The following is a 15,745-nucleotide window of genomic DNA, read 5'->3' as shown; positions in this document are numbered from 1 at the left end:
TATTTTTGAAAAACTTTTTTTTCTCCGCTTAACTCTGATTTTCTCTGCGTAACTCTGCGAACTAGTTCAATCATGCTGCTCATCATCGACGACGATATTGCCGTTCAGACTTCCCTCTCGCTGCTGCTGCGCAGAGACGGTTTTTCCGTGCAGACCGCTTCCGATCCGGTGCAGGCCCTGGGCGTCATGGCCGCCGAAACCCCGGAGCTGGTGCTGCTGGACATGAATTTTTCCATCGAAACCTCCGGCGAAGAAGGGCTGAAATTAGTGAACGAAATCCGGGTGGCTCACCCCACGGTGCCGGTGATTCTGATTACGGGCTGGGGCACCATCGACCTGGCCGTGCAGGGCATGAAAGCCGGCGCGAAAGATTTCATTACCAAACCGTGGCAGAATGAGTACGTGCTGCAATCCGTCCGGACGCTGCTGAATCTGAACCGGCAGCAGTCGGACGCGGGCAAAACCGTGTCGCCCAGCCGCCGGAAGTTAGACCAGCAATACCAGTTTGGGCACATTGTCGGCGAAGATCCCCGGCTGCTCGAAATTCTGGAAACCATCGGCCGCGTAGCCCCGACCGATGCCCCGGTTTTGATTACGGGCGAAAGCGGAACCGGCAAAGAACTAATCGCCGAAGCCATTCACCAGAACAGCCGGCGCCGGAGCAAACCGTTCGTGAAGGTCAACCTCGGCGGCATTTCCTCCACCCTGTTTGAAAGCGAACTGTTCGGCCACCTGCGGGGCGCGTTTACCGACGCTAAATCCGACCGCGTCGGCCGGTTCGAACTCGCCAACAAAGGCAGCATTTTTCTGGACGAAATCGGGGATCTGGACATAACGAGCCAGGTCAAATTGCTGCGCGTGTTGCAGGACCGCACGTTTGAGCCCCTGGGCAGCAGCCGGAGCAAATCGGTCGATGTGCGGGTGATCTGCGCCACCAACCGCAACCTGGAAGAAATGGTGTCGAAAGGCACGTTCCGCGAAGATTTGTTTTACCGAATCAACCTCATCACCGTCAAACTTCCCGCCCTGCGCGAGCGCCCCGACGACATTCCGATGCTGGTTGATTCGTTTGTCAATAACCTGAAAACCATTTATGAACGACCTAAACTGAAAGCGACTCCGGACGCACTGAACTGGGCCCGAAACCTGGCCCTGCCCGGCAACATCCGCCAACTGAAAAACATCGTCGAACGCACGGTTTTGCTTTCGTCCACGGATGCGTTGGGCATCAGCGATTTCCAGAACCAGATTCCGCAAAGCCCGACACCCGCTACGCCCCGCAGCCTGCCCGAAGTCGGCACCATCACGCTCGATGAGCTTGAGTACCAGATGATTCGCCGGGCGATGGATTTCTACAACAACCGGGTCTCGAAAGTAGCGCGGGCGCTGGGCATCACCCGGTTTGCCCTTTACCGGCGGCTGGAAAAATACGGAATACCGTATGCAGCGGAAGACGTCTGAACTCGAATTACACCGATTAAATGATTAACAGGATGGCTACCGCAATCCTTTTTAATCTTTATATCTTAGTTCATCTTTTAATCGGTGTAATCCGAGTTCAGACTGTTCAGAAATGAATTTTTCCCTGCGCATTAAATACCTCCTTTACATCGTCGCCGTTCATGCGGCCCTGGTTTTTCTGATCTTCAAGTGGCTTCAGGAAGACAAGCTGCTGTTTATCGTCTCGGAGGTGTTTGTGCTGCTTTCGGTCGGGGCGGCTGTGCAGATTTACCGCTCGTTCGGGCAGCCCTCCAAATTTATTTCGGCGGGCATTGAAGCCATCAAAGACCAGGATTTCACGATCAAGTTTGTGCCGACCGGCAACCGCGAAGTCGACGGCCTGATCGAGGTTTATAACCTGATGATCGACCAGCTTCGTCAGGAACGCACCAAACAAATGGAACAGCAGTTTTTTCTGGAAAAGCTCATCGAAGCTTCGCCCATCGCTACCCTGATTTTTGATTTTGACCGGCGAATTGCTTCGGCCAATCCCAAAGCCGTAACGTTGCTGAAACGAACCGACGATCAGCTAAAGGGACGGTTTTTGTCCGAAATCGACCACCCTCTGTTAAACCAACTAATTGATACCGAACCCCTTGAAGCAAAGACGGTCAAAGGCAGCGGAATCGAAACCTACCGCATTCAGCGCTCGCACTTCATGGACCGGGGCTTCCGGCGCGACTTCATGCTGATCGAGGAATTGACGAGTGAAATTCTGGAATCCGAGAAAAAAGCGTACAGCAAAGTCATCCGGATGATGGCCCACGAAGTGAACAACTCCATCGGCGCGATCAACTCCATCCTGAACGTCACCAAAACGTACATGGAAGCCCCTGAACAGGAGGATGTTAGTTACGCACTCCAGATCGCCATCGAACGCAACGACCGGCTGAACCTGTTCATGCGCCGGTTTGCGGATGTCGTGCGGCTGCCGCATCCCCAGAAAACCGCTACCGATCTGACCGAACTGGTTCGCAACGTGGGGCGGTTAATGCAGCCCCAGGCCGAGGCCAAAGGCGTTCTGTTAACGCATGAACTGCCCGCCAACCCGGTTTTGGTCCCGGCCGATGCCCCCCAACTGGAGCAGGTGCTGGTGAACATCATCAAAAACGCGATTGAAGCCTGTTCGGCGGGCCAGACCGTCGAGGTAATTCTGGACCAGGATACGCTAGCCGTTCGGGACAATGGCAAACCGATTAGTCCGGATCTGGAAACCAATCTGTTCAACCCCTTCTTCAGCACCAAGCCCGATGGACAGGGCATCGGCCTGACGCTCACCCGCGATATTCTCCTCAACCACGGTTTTTCGTTCTCGCTCAAAACCCAGCCGTCTGGCTGGACCGCGTTTACCATTTCGCTCTAACGTCCTTTCTCTGATTATCCGGGCGGTTTTCTTCTGTTCGTCCGTCAACCGTTTGCTCATTCATCCCCGGATTCTCTCGTTTCGGGGCTCGGTCGGCCGTTTTCATCGCTTTCCCCAGAGCGCTTCGGCCGGACGTTGGTTGTCAGCCTAGCTTTGTTCCGTCACTTGCCCCATTCACCACCGAGCAAAGCGATTTCTGCCCGCTTTCTCATTAAACAACAAAAACAAACGAACATGAAACGGCTCCTCTTCCGCTTAGGCGCAGTTGCACTCCTCCCATTGGCTTTAGCCGGTTGTTTGAAAGACCATATTCCGGCCCATCCGGACGGGTCCGGCGATGAGGTATTTTACGTGCCCGCCGAATTCGAGTCGCTGGCTTCCATCTGGCTCTCCGCACCCACCTCCGACTACAAAGAAGGCCTTTCAATGCTTAACGTTCAGGCCGAAATGATCAGGGAAATTTTGCCGACGAGCACAAAAATCGATTATGCGATCAATGGGCCGGCAGACGCGCAGGCTTTAACGACGGCGCTGCTCAGCAAGGGCGTTTCACAGGCTGCCATCGACACGGCCATCGTGTTTCACCCGGTTTCCCACGGCGATCTGTGGATTCGGGATACCGGCGGTACGTTCCTGAAAAACAAGAAAGGCGGCTACCAAATCGTGGATTTCGACTTTGACGCCTACCGGACGAAAGACTACATTCCCGCCGAAAGCTACGCCGTTTACCAGCTTGACAACGACGTGTCGCACGGAACGGGCGCGGCAAAAGGGGCCGGCGTCATCCGTTCTCCGCTGGTTGCGGAAGGCGGAAACCTGCATTTCAACGGGAAGGGCACGGCGATTGTCGTCAAAAAATCCCTGCTGGCCAGCAATCCGGGTCTGAGCCTGACTCAGATCGAAACGGAACTGAAACGGGTTTTTAACCTCAAAAAAGTGATTTTTCTGAACGAAAACACCGGTACCGATTCGCACCCGGTTCTGGAATCGCCGAAACTGATCAATGGGCAGCCCTATTTCAACTTTGGCGTGTGGCATTCCGACGAGATGGTCACCTGGATCAACGATCATACCGTGTTGCTGCCGCACATTCCGGCGTCGGAACTGGCCGACGGCAACCCGTTCACCCAGCAGTCGTACCACGCGCTGGAAGATGCCTACCAGGTTTTGAGTCATTCGACCGATCAGGACGGAAAACCGCTCACGATCATCCGCGCCCCGGAGCCCAGCCCGATTGTGGTCGAACTGATTCCGGGTGATCTGATGTACGAATCGCTGAAAGAAATGGCTGGGATTCAGCACTTCCCGACCGATGGCAGCCCGATCAAGTTTGTGCTGGCGGCCAGTTACATGAACTACGTTGTTACCAATGAGGTCGTGCTGGTTCCTAAACTGTACAAACCGGGGCGGGACGCAAGCCTGCAACAAAAAGACGAAGCGTTTAAACTGCTGATTCAGAGCCTGTATCCAAACCGGAAAGTCACCCAGATTGAAAACGACGCCATCACCGTGGGCGGGGGCGGTATGCACTGCATCACCCAGCAGGTGCCGGCGCCCGAAAAATAAGAACCGACTCGATCCACCCAAAGTGTCCCGCCCGGTCTTTCGACCGGGCTTTTTTGGGGCCCGCAAGTACGGTATTTCCCCGAACCCACTACAAAACCGCACTTTCTACAGCATCAAAATAGCTAATTCATAAAACTAAATGCAACATAGTTGCATTTAAAATTGAAGTTTATACTTTTGCAACAATGTTGCATTAAAATAAACTTCATGAAAAAAACTACACTCCCTACTCGAACCTGGCTGGTCGGTTTTCTTGCCATCGCGTTAACGGCCTGCCAGAAAGACGACAGCCCTGTAAAGCCCGCCGAGGGTGAAGCCGCCTTCACGCGCCTGCTGGTTACCGACGCCGAAACCGGCGACATTACGCTGGTTAATCCGGCCAGGCAGACCAGCGAAAAATTCATGGCCCGGTTTCCGGGTAGTGCGCTCTATCCCACGGCCAGCGGCCGGTTTGCCGCCGTGGTCAGCGGAGCCAATAACTTCGTCCAGTTTTTCGACAGCGGAATTGTCGACCACGGCGATCATGCCGACGTAAAAGGCACGCCCAAATGGGCCGCCCTGACGCTGGATGCGCCTAAACCCACGCACACCTATTTCTGGGGAAACCGCATTGTGGTGTTCAACGATGGCGACGGTTCACTGTCGCTCACGACCGAAGATGAGCTGCACACGGCGGGTGCCAGAGCCAAAGTGGTAAACGTGGATGTTCCGCACCACGGCGCGGTGGTTCCGTTCAGCAATGGCACCTTCGCCGTGACCCGGAAAGACAATGCCGTGGCCGGAACGCTCCCGCAGGGCGTAAAAATCGTGGATGAAAATGGTACGGTCGTGAAAACCGCCACGCTGGCCGTGACCGGTATTCACGGGGATGCGGGCAACGGTGAGGTCGCCCTGTTCGGTACCACCAGCGGCATCCTGGTCGTGAGCCAAGACGGTAACCAGCGGATCATCAGGTATCCGGCGGAGTTTGGCGACGGTTGGCTGACGTCGGTTTTCTACGAAAAAAGTACCCAGACCTTTTACGCATCGGCGGCTAAACTGGGCGTCTACCGCATCGATCTGACAGCCAATACGATGAGTCCGCTCCTCAAAACCGATCAGTTGCAGGCCTTCAAGGTTTCAAACGATGGCGCCCTGTTTGCGCTCCTGACCGACGGCACGCTGAAAGGCTTCACGGCTTCCGGCACGGCTTTGGGAGAACTGAAGGTGGTTGATGCCATTGCCGCCGATGCCAAGGTAAAACCGGATTTCACCATCACCAAACGCTACGCCTACGTAACTGATCCGGCTAAAAACCGGATCATTCCGGTCTTGCGGGACGGTTTCACGGCCAAAACCGCCCTGCCGGTTTCCGGAAAACCGTCTAAAATTGCCGTCATTGGCGCGCAACAGGAACGCGCTGGCGACGATTAAGGCCCCCAGCCCCGCTTCATGCGTACATCAAACCCGGCCAGGAGGTCGGGTTTCTTTTTTAGCGTCCAGGTTCACCACCTTTAGGTAAATTTTCTCAAAAAAAAACCGGAACGATAGCAATGCTCAAAGGATGTATTACCTTTGCCTAAATTATAATCAGTCTTAATAAGAATAATTAATCAGTCTAAATAAGGGCGCGGGCGGTTCTACAATGAGACACTTCTTCCTCTTTCAATGCGGTTTCCTGCTGGTCTCTACGCTCATTCAGGCGCAGGAAATTACCGGAAAAATCAACGGCAAGGTGGTGACCAGCGACAGTAAACCCGCCGTGGGCGCAACGGTTTTACTGAACTCAACCCGCTACGGCACCACCGCCGATGCCGAAGGGGCCTATTTGCTAGAGGTGCCGGAAGGGCGTTACAATCTGGTTATTCAACGCATGGGACTGGAGTCGAAAACGGTTCCCGTTCGGGTGCAAAGCGGAGAAACCGTATCGGTTCCGGTCACGACCCTCAATGAATCGACCCGGCAACTGGACGATGTGGTCGTCACCGGCCAATATGAACCGCAGTCGATACGCCAGTCGGTTTACCAGATTCGCACCATCGACCGCGAACGGATTCAGCTGCGGGCGGCCACCAACGTCATCGGCGTGCTGAACAACGAACTCGGCATCCGGTTTTCCAACGATTTAACGCTGGGCACCTCCGATATTCAGTTGATGGGCATGTCGGGCCGCAACGTGAAGATTCTGCTCGACGGCGTTCCGATGGTCGACCGGGGCGACACCCGCGAGAGTCTGAATCAGGTCGATATCAACACCGTGGAGCGCATCGAAATTGTGGAAGGACCCATGTCGGTTTCGTACGGCACGGATGCGCTGGCCGGCATCATCAACATCATTACCAAAAAACCGGGCAGCGAGCAGCTTTCGGTCACGGCCCGCGTTCAGGAAGAAACCGCCAACAAAGAGTACAGCGCGTTTACGGGCCAGGGCGTTCATAATCAAAACCTTGGCGTCACCTGGCAGCGCAAGGGCTGGAATGCCTACGTGGGCGGTACGCACAATGCTTTCGGCGGCTGGCAGGGCATTTCGACGACCCGCGCCAAAGACTGGCACCCCAAACGCCAGTTGCTGGGCAATACGAAGGTTGGCTACCGCAACGAAACCTTCAACATCTGGTACCGGCTCGACGCCCTGAACGAAACGATCGACGCGCTGGGTCCGACCAACGTCAATACCAACCAGGCCCGCGATCAGAAGTACCTCACCAACCGGTTCACGCACCAACTCCAAAGCGACTGGAAGGTCAACGGGCAGCTGCAACTCAACGCGATTCTGTCGTATACCGACTACAGCCGGAAAACCCAAACCTCGAACATTGACCTAACCACCGGCCGCCGGACGCTCTCGCTGGGCGCGGGCGAACAGGATCTGTCGCTGTTCGACACCAAAATTTTCCGGGCAACGGCGCAGTACAAAGTCTCGAATGCGGTTTCCGTTCAGCCGGGCGTCGATATCAACCTGGACGGTGCGAGCGGAGCGCGGATTCTGGGTTCGCCGACGATCAACGACTACGCCTTTTTTGTTTCCTCCGAATTAAAACCGTCGTCGGCCATTACGCTGCGACCCGGTTTGCGGTTTATCAAAAATTCGGTCTACGACGCCCCGCCGGTGATTCCATCGCTGAACGCCAAACTGGCGCTGCACAAAAACACCGATCTGCGGTTTGCCTACGCCCGCGGTTTTCGCTCTCCGGCCCTGCGCGAACTGTATTTCAACTTTTTCGACGCCAGCCACTCGATTAAAGGCAACCCGAACCTGAAAGCCGAATATTCCAACAGCTTCAACGGCTCGCTGACCTGGCGTTCGGTATCGACGCCCACCCTGCGAATCAGTTCAACGCTGACCGGTTTTTACAATGACTTCCACAACCTGATCAGCTACGGCTTCGATCCGACCAATCCCGGGGTGATGATGACCATCAACATTGATCGGTTCAAAACCACCGGCGGAACGCTGAACAACACGCTGAACGCCCGGAATTTTCAGTTTACTCTCGGTTTTTCGCACGTCGGCCGGTTTAACAGCCTGGCGGAGGGCAGCACGGATTTGCCGGAATTTGTCTGGTCGCCCGAAATCAACGCCAACCTGACGTACCACGTCACCAAAATTGATACGAAGGTCAGCCTGTTCTACAAATACACCGGCAAACGCCCCGCGTACGAAACGCTGACCGACAGCCAGGGCGCTCCGACCATCCGGCTGGCCGAAACCGCAGCCTACCAATGGGCCGATGTCACGATCAACAAATCCATCACGAAATACGTCACGCTGAACGCCGGGGTTAAAAACCTTTTCAACATCACCCGCCTGAACAATACCTCGGGCGACGTGGGCGGTTCGCACAGCGCCGGCGGGTCGGTGCCGCTGAGCTACGGGCGCTCCTACTTCCTCGGCCTGAACTTCCAGTGGAGCAAACAATAACCTTTCTCTCGTAACCAATTCGCAAATACAATCAAATCCAATACGTCCATGAACCAAGTACGCTCACTTTTTCTGATGCTGGCGTTTGCCACGGTTTTGAATGCCTGCAAGCAGGAAGATCCCCCGCTACCCGATAACCTGGTGCAATTTGAAGCCACCGAACAAGGCTTTGAATCCGATAAGGCCGAAACCGAAATCAAACTGACGCTTACCCGGGCCGCCGAAGCCGCCACCGCCGTCACGGTCGATCTGGCCGCCACCGGCATTGCATACGGCACGCAGTTTACGACCAGCCCGGCCGCTGCCAACAACAGCCTGAGCGTCACGATTCCGGCGGGAAGCAGCACGGGCTCGTTCAAAGTAACCAAAGGCGCGAGTCTGTTCCTGAACGGCACGGAGTCGATCAAGTTTACGATCAAATCGGCCGCCAGCCCGGTGCTGCTCGGCGAGAAAAAAGACTTGACGGTGAAGTTTTCGTCCATCGTTTCGGCCGGTTCGTCGCTGAAACTGGAAGGGGGTGAAGGCGGTGCCAGCGCAGTTAACTCGGTTTTTGTCGATTTCAGCAATAACTCCCAAAAAACCGCAGCGCGCGCTAGCTGGGATTTAGGCTTCTACGGCGGCACCGATTTCCGGGTCATCATCAACGGGACCACCGGCGCTTCCGCCAAAGAGCTGACAAAAAATGACCTGGCTCAGGTAACGGCCGCCGACACGACGGGGCTTCGCAATCTGCTGATTCTCAGCCAGGGCACCGGCAGTTTCGAGAACGTTGACGATGTGGAAGGCGACCTGACCAAAACCGTAATCAAGACGATTTCGGCAACCGACGCGGAGAATAAAGTATACATCATTAATCCGGGGAATGCGGGTGTAGCGGCAACAGCGGCCAAGCCGTGGTATAAAGTCCGCGTAATCCGCAAAGGCACCGGCTACGCGCTGCAATACGCCCAAATTGCCGAAACGACGTTTAAAACCCTGGACGTTCCCAAAGATGCCAGCCGTAATTTCAGCTATGCCTCTTTTGATAAAGGGCTTGCCGAAGTAGAACCGGCCAAGGCGAACTGGGATATTGAGTGGACGCTGGCTACCTACAAAGCCGCATTAAGCGCCACTTCTTCCGTGCCGTATACGTATTCCGATTATGTTTTCATCAATCATTTAGCCGGAACCGAAGCGGCAGAAGTACTGACCAGCACCGTGACGTTTGATGCCTACGCCGAGACGAACATTGCCACAACTCCCTTCAAGAAAGACCGGAATGTGATTGGCAGCAACTGGCGTACTTCCGCCGGGCCGAACGGCGTTCCGGCTGGCGTTAAAGCCGATCGGTTTTACGTCGTGAAAGATGCCGCCGGTAACGTTTATAAACTGAAATTTGTGAATTACACTTCGTCTGACGGCGGGGTTCGCGGCTATCCGAACATCGAATACAAGCTGGTGAAAAAAGTCTAAATCCGTTGTGCAGCAGGGCGGGCAATCCATTCAAAACCGGTTGCCCGCCTTTTTCGTGTCTTTAACTTTAGGAACAACTACCAACGCCCTCACCGCCCCTGATCGGCGACGTAGTTCCGGCGGAAATTTTCGACTTCTTCGTTCGTAAACCCGTAGATGCCCTGCAAGCGGGCGACGGCTTCCGTCAGTTTGGGCAGCTCCTGCCGGGTGTTGGTGATAAACCGGTAGACGGCCGCCGACTGATCGTACGGCGCGTTCAACAGCCCGAGCAGTTCGTCGATTTGCGAATCAGAAATCTGCTTGTGTTGCGAATCGATGGTGCGCCAGCCGTGCAAAAAACCGGCGGCTTCGCTGATCCAGTGCAGGATTTCGGCCCGCTCCTGGTCGTTCAAACCGTCCGATTGCAACTTGACACCGCTCTCGTGCAGCTTGTGGATCACCGCGGCCGCCGTGATTTTCTCCCAGTTCAGTTTGATGGCCGCCAGCGCTTCGTCGCGGTAGCTGTTGTAATCCTCGCCCAGATCCAGGGCGGTTTTCAACTGAATGAATGCCTGGCGATTCTGGCTGTATAAACCAGTGCCGGTGGCATCGTCGCGTTGGGCCGCATAAGCCGCCGTCAACCGGTCGGCGCTGGCGTAGACCGCGGCATTATCGCTGTTGATAAAAACCGGGTTGGCACCGTATAAATACAGAATCTGATCGGCGGTGGCCGGGCTCATCGCCCCCCTGGTCAGCGACATCGCGTAGGAAAAGAGCGTTGCGCCGTACATTCCCTTTTCGATCATCTGCTGCACTTCCAGCCCGTACTCATCAAACAGGTAATTGCCGTAAACGCCCCCCTCCCAACTCCGGTCGAACGGGTGAAAACGGCCGGTGCTGGCTTTCGACAGTTCGGCAAAAAAACCGTTCTGCTGCGCCTGCAACCGGCTGGCGTAATACGGCGTCGTAATGGTCTGCAAAATGAAATCGCCCTGCGTAAAAGCCGCATTGAGCGCTTCTTCGGACACGTAGGTTCCGCTCTGGCGGCCTTTTTCCGCTTCGTGAACCAGCGCCATGTACTGATTCAGCAGGGGCCTGAGCGCCTGGCTATGGTAGGTAAAGCCCACGCTGTCGTACACCAACGGCAGGTTCAGCGAAGGTTTCAGATTCTCATCGGTTTCCTGTTTACAGGATGCCAGTACGGCGAGCAATCCCGTGGCCATCAGGATCACCGGCCGCCAGATCAGGTACGGTTTACGCATAAATTACTTGGGATGAAAGCTTGTCAAGCGACAACAGGCGCTAAAACCGAACCGGTGCTAAGTTCCCGGACGGTTATTTTCTCTTGTCTCTACTACTCTAGTACGCACAAAGTTCTGATGTATTGTTGGATAAAAAAAAAGCAGCGTCAAAGACACTGCTTTTTCGATCCTACTCACTATAGCTTTTACTGTATTATCGTCCTGATTGGCCCGTCGATGGGCCAATCACTTAGTTTAGTTCCGTCCAGGCTTTTTCCAGTGTATTCAGCCGCGCCATGGCGTTGTGCAGAATGCCCCGCAGGTTTTCCAGCTCCGTCCGCGTGAAGCAGAAATACAGCGGTTCGACCGTCGTGCCGAGGTAAAGCCGCCGGGGTTCACCGCCGGACTCGGGCAGCGGCAAACCGAAAAAACCGTCGGCGTCAACCGATTCGACGTGCAGAAACAATTGCCGGAATTCGCCCGGCGACATGATCTGGAAAATGTTGTTAAACCGGAAACTCAGGTTGGCCTTGCAGCCGCGGCAAAGATGGATTTCACCGTGTTCGTTCTGGGCCAGCGTAATGAAGCAGGTGTCGCGGTTGGTCATGAGCGGGAAGGTGTGGATATAGAATCGGTTAGTTAAATTTTTTGCTGCCGTCGGGCTGATACACGTAGCGGAACGTGTAAAACCGGCTTTCGCTGCCCGGACCGTCGGGGCCACCTTTGTAGTAACTCAGCACTTCCACTTTGGCAAATTTTCCGTCGGCCGTCCGGATTACGAGCACTTTATCCTCGGTCGGCGAAATGACGCCCCCGCCGTAAGTATACCAGCCGTTGCCCGAGCCGGTCGGAATGGCGAGCTTGTTGGTGTTTTCATCGACGCTGAAGGTCGCATTGTCCGGCACGGCCGTCAGGCTTTCGAAGGTTCCGCTGTGCACGTACGCTCCTCCCTGCCCCGCCCTTCCGGTTCCGCCGTTGACGATGATGGTGGTCGCCCGAAAACCGATGTCCCATTTGGCGCTGGCCGAGTCGCTGCTGGGCACCTGTTTGCCTTCTTTCAGGCTGTAAAAAGTGAACCGGTTGGTCGATCCCATCGGTCGGCCCGACTGCGGGTCGTTGTTGGCCGGATCGGCGGGCAAATCACTGACGGTAAGCGGTTTGATGGCCTGCCCCCGGGCCGATTGATACGCCAGCAGCGATCCCGCGGCCAGCAGACTGAACAGAAAAAAAGAAATTTTGTTCACGGTTTTATCGAAATTCAGTGTGTTTCAAAACATACGCTGGATCAGTCCAACACTTCGCATTTGAGTCCGGCTTTGGTCAGCAACCGGATGATGGTCTGCTCGTAAGCCTGATCCGGCGGATCGGTTGGTGCTTCAATCCGCAGCACGCAATCGCAGTCTTCCATGTCGATGCTCCACCGGCAGACCTCCCGCAGTTTGCACAACCGGCAAGCCGCTTTGTAAAGCCGCTGGGCGGTGTTGATGTTCGTTCGGAAAACCAGGACGTTCAACGCAATAAAGCAAGTACGGAATTAATTATTGTATTTAGTTTAATTCTAAATAAAACACTAAAGCCGTTGGTAAAACATTGATTTTATTTGGTGTGGCTGCGGTTTGATGAATTAAACCGCAGCCACGATTTATATCAGTTGGCGGCCAGAGCCGTTTGGGCAACCACTTCGCGCCATTCGGTTTTTTCCGGAAGACCCGGTTTCCGTTTTCCGAAAATCAGGGCAATCTGGTTGCCATCGGCGTCGAACAGTTCCAGGCTGGTGACCACACCGTCAGTAGTCGGTTTTTTCACCACCCAGGCCGACGCGACGTGATCTTCGCGCAGGTGCAGGTTAAACTGCGGGTCCAAGACGTTGAACCAGGGGCCCATCGGCACCAGCTTCCGAACCTCGCCCGTGTGAATCTGAATCGCCCCCCGGTTTCCGACGAAGATCATAATGGGCAACCCGCTTTGGGCCACCTCCGCGAACACGTTCTTCACCGCTTCCATCGTGGTCGGCTGCGCGAAGTCTTCGGGCGCAAATTTCATGGCCTGCAAACGCGACACCTTGTGTTTCCGCAGCATTCCGAAGAACTCGTGGGTATCCTGCAGGTTCCGCCAGGATTCCTGAAAAGCCGCCACGTCAATCTCCGCATCGGGCGTTGGAGCCACCGCTTCGGGTTTTGGCTCAATCGCCAGCACACCATCCTGATTCGCAGCCCGGTATTTGTCCACCAGATCGTCGTAGGCCGACGCGTTGCTTTTATCGGTCAGGTAGATTTTATGAATCGCTTCGCCATCAGCCGCAAAAAACTGCAGGCTTTTCCGGTCATTCTCGTGAACGGCAAAGCCAAATTTCCAGCCGGACATGAACAGGCGCAGGTCGATGTCTTCGCCCAGCACCAGGCCCATAGGGCCGTTGAACGACACGTCTTTGTATTCCCCTTTCCGCTCGTGGACCACGCTTTCGTTGCGGGTCAGGGCCATTACGAAGCCCAGCGTGGGGACTTCTTTCAGCAGCTCCCGAAAATCACCGTCCAGTTGCGTGGCGGTTTCGCCCACGCCCGTCGCGACCAGTTCGGCTTCGCTAACCCCCAGTTGCTTGGCTGCATCGCGGATGCGAACCTTGGAATTTTCGGCCTTGAAAGCCGCATACTGTTTTTTCAGATCCTGAATTGTGGTTGTCATGTTGTATAGCTAATTAGGAGTAGTCAGGAATGTAGGAATAGTCGGCCGGGTGTGAACAATCAGCGGACAGCTCAGCTCCGGTTGCTGGACGATCTGCACCGATAAATGGAAGGCTTCAAAAATCGTTTCGACCGTTAGCACGGAAGCCGGTCGGCCAAACGACAGCGCCTTTCCTTCCTTGAGCAACAGCACTTGATCGGCGTACTGCATCACCAGATTCAGATCGTGCAGAATGGCCACCACGCCGTAGCCCCGCCGGGCCAGTTCGCTGGCTACATCGAGCAGGCTGTGCTGGTAGTACAGATCCAGACCGGTGGTGGGCTCGTCAAGCAGCAGATACTTTGTTTGCCGGATCGGCGCCTGGGGCTGCTGCACCTCGTCGATGGTCATCAGTTGGGCCAACACCTTCGCCAGATGAACCCGCTGTTGCTCCCCGCCGGACAAAGTCGGCACAGCCCGTCCGGATAAATGGGTCATGCCGGTGCGTTCCAGCGCAAAGTCCACCACGGCCACGTCCTCGGGACGCGGGTGGCCCTCAAAATGCGGATAGCGACCCATCATCACCAACTCATAGGCCGTAAACTCGAAAGCCAGCGGATTTTGCTGGGCCAGAACCGCCCGTCGGCGGGCCAGCTCCAGCGCCGTAAAACGCCCGACCGGTTTTTTATCCAGCAACACGTCCCCGTTTGTGGGCGTCAGTTCCCGGCTGAAGGTTTTCAGCAAGGTCGATTTTCCGGCGCCGTTCGCGCCCACCACGGCCACCAACTCCCCCGGCTTTATGGCCAGGGAGACATCGTCCAGCAGCAATTTCCGGCCGATCCGGTGGGTTATGTGTTGCGCTTCCAGCATTTTTCAATTGTTTAAAGGTTTCGGTTTTCCGTATACGGTTTTCGGTGAAAAAGGCGCGTTAGCCAACTGTAAACCAAAACCGTAAACCGGGTGTCGGTTTATGCCCGATTACCGGCGCCCCGGATCAGCAGGAACAGGAAGGTCGGCGCACCGATCATCCCGGTAATGATGCCGAGCGGTAATTCGGCGGGGGCGACAATCGTACGGGCCACCAGATCCGACAAGGTCAGCACAATAGCGCCCAGCAAAGCCGATCCGGGCAAAACCGTGCGGTGATTCGCGCCCGCCATCAGCCGGATCAGGTGCGGAATTACCAGCCCAATAAACCCGATGACGCCCGAAACCGCCACCGCAACGCCCACACCGAGGGTGGCCAGAATGATGACGTTTCGTTTCAGCTTGGGCACATCCACGCCCAGGTGTCCGGCCTGACTTTCGCCCAGCGCAAAGGCATTCATGGGCTTGCTCATTCGCGGCATCAGCAAAACCGGAATCAGTAAAAACGGCGTGGCCACCTGCAAAACCTCCCAGCTCGCCCCGCCCAGGCTGCCCATGCTCCAGTACGAAATAGCCCGCAACTGCGCTTCATCGGCCAGGTACATCATCAGGCCGCGCAGGGCTTCGCAAAAAACGTTGATGGCGATTCCCACCAGCAACATCGTCGAAATAACCGTACGCCCTTGCTTACGAGCCAGCGTATAGACCAGCAGCGTGGTGCCGACGGCACCGGCAAAAGCCGCCAGCGATAACGCGTATAAACCGGAAAGGGTAGACAACTCCTGGAAAAATTTCAGTTGCAGCACGATCATCAGCACGGCCATGACCGAAGCGCCCGACGAAACCCCGATCAGGCTGGGGTCGGCCAGCGGATTGCGGAACAGCCCCTGAATGGCGGCTCCCGAAATGCCCAAAACGCCCCCCACCAGCACGCCCAGCAAAATGCGGGGCAGCCGAATGACGGTCAGTACCGTCTCCTGCTGCGGTTCCACCGTTCCGATTTCCCAACCGAGTTGCTTGAAGAGGATCACCAGAACGTCCGGAATCGGAATTGCCACGGCCCCAACGCCCACCGCCCCCAGCATGACGATCACCAGCAGCACCCCCAGCAGGCCGTTCAGCCACCAGCCCCGGTTGCGGGGCGGTTTGGCCGGGGCCGTTTGCGGGGCCGGAGCAGCCGTTAGGGTTTGTTGCAGGTCCGTTTGCATGGAACTC

General features: G+C 55.8%; 13 protein-coding genes. 6 read left to right on the top strand and 7 right to left on the bottom strand.

Going from position 1 to position 15,745, the window contains the following annotated elements; all coding sequences use genetic code 11:
- The first annotated feature begins 72 nt into the window (after positions 1-72).
- The 6 genes from ACYVHX_RS05930 (at position 73) to ACYVHX_RS05905 (ending at position 9,782) form a co-directional block, all read left to right on the top strand.
- Positions 73-1,461 (top strand): sigma-54-dependent transcriptional regulator, encoded by a 1,389-nt coding sequence (locus ACYVHX_RS05930; RefSeq protein ID WP_460670706.1) that lies wholly within the window; start codon positions 73-75, stop codon positions 1,459-1,461.
- Between the two features lie 112 nt (positions 1,462-1,573).
- On the top strand, positions 1,574-2,863 hold the full coding sequence (locus ACYVHX_RS05925; RefSeq protein ID WP_460670705.1) for a sensor histidine kinase: 1,290 nt from the start codon (positions 1,574-1,576) through the stop codon (positions 2,861-2,863).
- Between the two features lie 234 nt (positions 2,864-3,097).
- Positions 3,098-4,429: an agmatine deiminase family protein gene (locus tag ACYVHX_RS05920; protein WP_460670704.1), complete on the top strand. Its 1,332-nt coding sequence runs from the start codon at positions 3,098-3,100 to the stop codon at positions 4,427-4,429.
- Positions 4,430-4,636: 207 nt separating this feature from the next.
- Complete coding sequence (locus tag ACYVHX_RS05915) at positions 4,637-5,842, top strand: hypothetical protein (protein ID WP_460670703.1); 1,206 nt, start codon at positions 4,637-4,639, stop codon at positions 5,840-5,842.
- A 211-nt stretch (positions 5,843-6,053) separates the two neighbouring features.
- Complete coding sequence (locus ACYVHX_RS05910) at positions 6,054-8,330, top strand: TonB-dependent receptor (RefSeq protein ID WP_460670702.1); 2,277 nt, start codon at positions 6,054-6,056, stop codon at positions 8,328-8,330.
- Positions 8,331-8,378: 48 nt separating this feature from the next.
- Positions 8,379-9,782 carry an HmuY family protein gene (locus ACYVHX_RS05905; protein WP_460670701.1) on the top strand — a complete coding sequence of 468 codons (1,404 nt, stop codon included), beginning with the start codon at positions 8,379-8,381 and terminating at the stop codon, positions 9,780-9,782.
- A gap of 89 nt (positions 9,783-9,871) precedes the next feature.
- Here ACYVHX_RS05905 and ACYVHX_RS05900 read toward each other — a convergent pair whose 3' ends face one another.
- The 7 genes from ACYVHX_RS05900 to ACYVHX_RS05870 form a co-directional block, all read right to left on the bottom strand.
- Positions 9,872-11,023: a hypothetical protein gene (locus ACYVHX_RS05900; protein WP_460670700.1), complete on the bottom strand. Its 1,152-nt coding sequence runs from the start codon at positions 11,021-11,023 to the stop codon at positions 9,872-9,874.
- A 229-nt stretch (positions 11,024-11,252) separates the two neighbouring features.
- A complete protein-coding gene (locus ACYVHX_RS05895) occupies positions 11,253-11,609 on the bottom strand; it encodes a DUF6686 family protein (RefSeq protein WP_460670699.1) in 357 nt (118 codons plus the stop codon).
- Between the two features lie 28 nt (positions 11,610-11,637).
- A complete protein-coding gene (locus ACYVHX_RS05890; protein ID WP_460670698.1) occupies positions 11,638-12,246 on the bottom strand; it encodes an HmuY family protein in 609 nt (202 codons plus the stop codon).
- 41 nt (positions 12,247-12,287) lie between these two features.
- A complete protein-coding gene (locus ACYVHX_RS05885) occupies positions 12,288-12,515 on the bottom strand; it encodes a hypothetical protein (RefSeq protein ID WP_460670697.1) in 228 nt (75 codons plus the stop codon).
- Between the two features lie 134 nt (positions 12,516-12,649).
- Positions 12,650-13,684 carry a hemin-degrading factor gene (locus tag ACYVHX_RS05880; protein WP_460670696.1) on the bottom strand — a complete coding sequence of 345 codons (1,035 nt, stop codon included), beginning with the start codon at positions 13,682-13,684 and terminating at the stop codon, positions 12,650-12,652.
- A 9-nt stretch (positions 13,685-13,693) separates the two neighbouring features.
- On the bottom strand, positions 13,694-14,533 hold the full coding sequence (locus tag ACYVHX_RS05875) for a heme ABC transporter ATP-binding protein (RefSeq protein ID WP_460670695.1): 840 nt from the start codon (positions 14,531-14,533) through the stop codon (positions 13,694-13,696).
- Positions 14,534-14,631: 98 nt separating this feature from the next.
- A complete protein-coding gene (locus tag ACYVHX_RS05870) occupies positions 14,632-15,738 on the bottom strand; it encodes a FecCD family ABC transporter permease (RefSeq protein ID WP_460670694.1) in 1,107 nt (368 codons plus the stop codon).
- Positions 15,739-15,745: the final 7 nt, after the last annotated feature.

It is taken from the genome of Larkinella ripae, from assembly GCF_054780775.1.
Note: the sequence above shows the minus strand (reverse complement) of the source record. Positions and strands in the feature narration are given on the sequence as shown.

Coding starts and splice junctions, on each gene's coding strand:
- ACYVHX_RS05905 (WP_460670701.1), top strand. CDS start 8,379: ATGAACCAAGTACGCTCACTTTTTCTGATGCTGGCGTTTGCCACGGTT.
- ACYVHX_RS05910 (WP_460670702.1), top strand. CDS start 6,054: ATGAGACACTTCTTCCTCTTTCAATGCGGTTTCCTGCTGGTCTCTACG.
- ACYVHX_RS05875 (WP_460670695.1), bottom strand. CDS start 14,533: ATGCTGGAAGCGCAACACATAACCCACCGGATCGGCCGGAAATTGCTG.
- ACYVHX_RS05880 (WP_460670696.1), bottom strand. CDS start 13,684: ATGACAACCACAATTCAGGATCTGAAAAAACAGTATGCGGCTTTCAAG.
- ACYVHX_RS05915 (WP_460670703.1), top strand. CDS start 4,637: ATGAAAAAAACTACACTCCCTACTCGAACCTGGCTGGTCGGTTTTCTT.
- ACYVHX_RS05870 (WP_460670694.1), bottom strand. CDS start 15,738: ATGCAAACGGACCTGCAACAAACCCTAACGGCTGCTCCGGCCCCGCAA.
- ACYVHX_RS05900 (WP_460670700.1), bottom strand. CDS start 11,023: ATGCGTAAACCGTACCTGATCTGGCGGCCGGTGATCCTGATGGCCACG.
- ACYVHX_RS05895 (WP_460670699.1), bottom strand. CDS start 11,609: ATGACCAACCGCGACACCTGCTTCATTACGCTGGCCCAGAACGAACAC.
- ACYVHX_RS05930 (WP_460670706.1), top strand. CDS start 73: ATGCTGCTCATCATCGACGACGATATTGCCGTTCAGACTTCCCTCTCG.
- ACYVHX_RS05920 (WP_460670704.1), top strand. CDS start 3,098: ATGAAACGGCTCCTCTTCCGCTTAGGCGCAGTTGCACTCCTCCCATTG.
- ACYVHX_RS05925 (WP_460670705.1), top strand. CDS start 1,574: ATGAATTTTTCCCTGCGCATTAAATACCTCCTTTACATCGTCGCCGTT.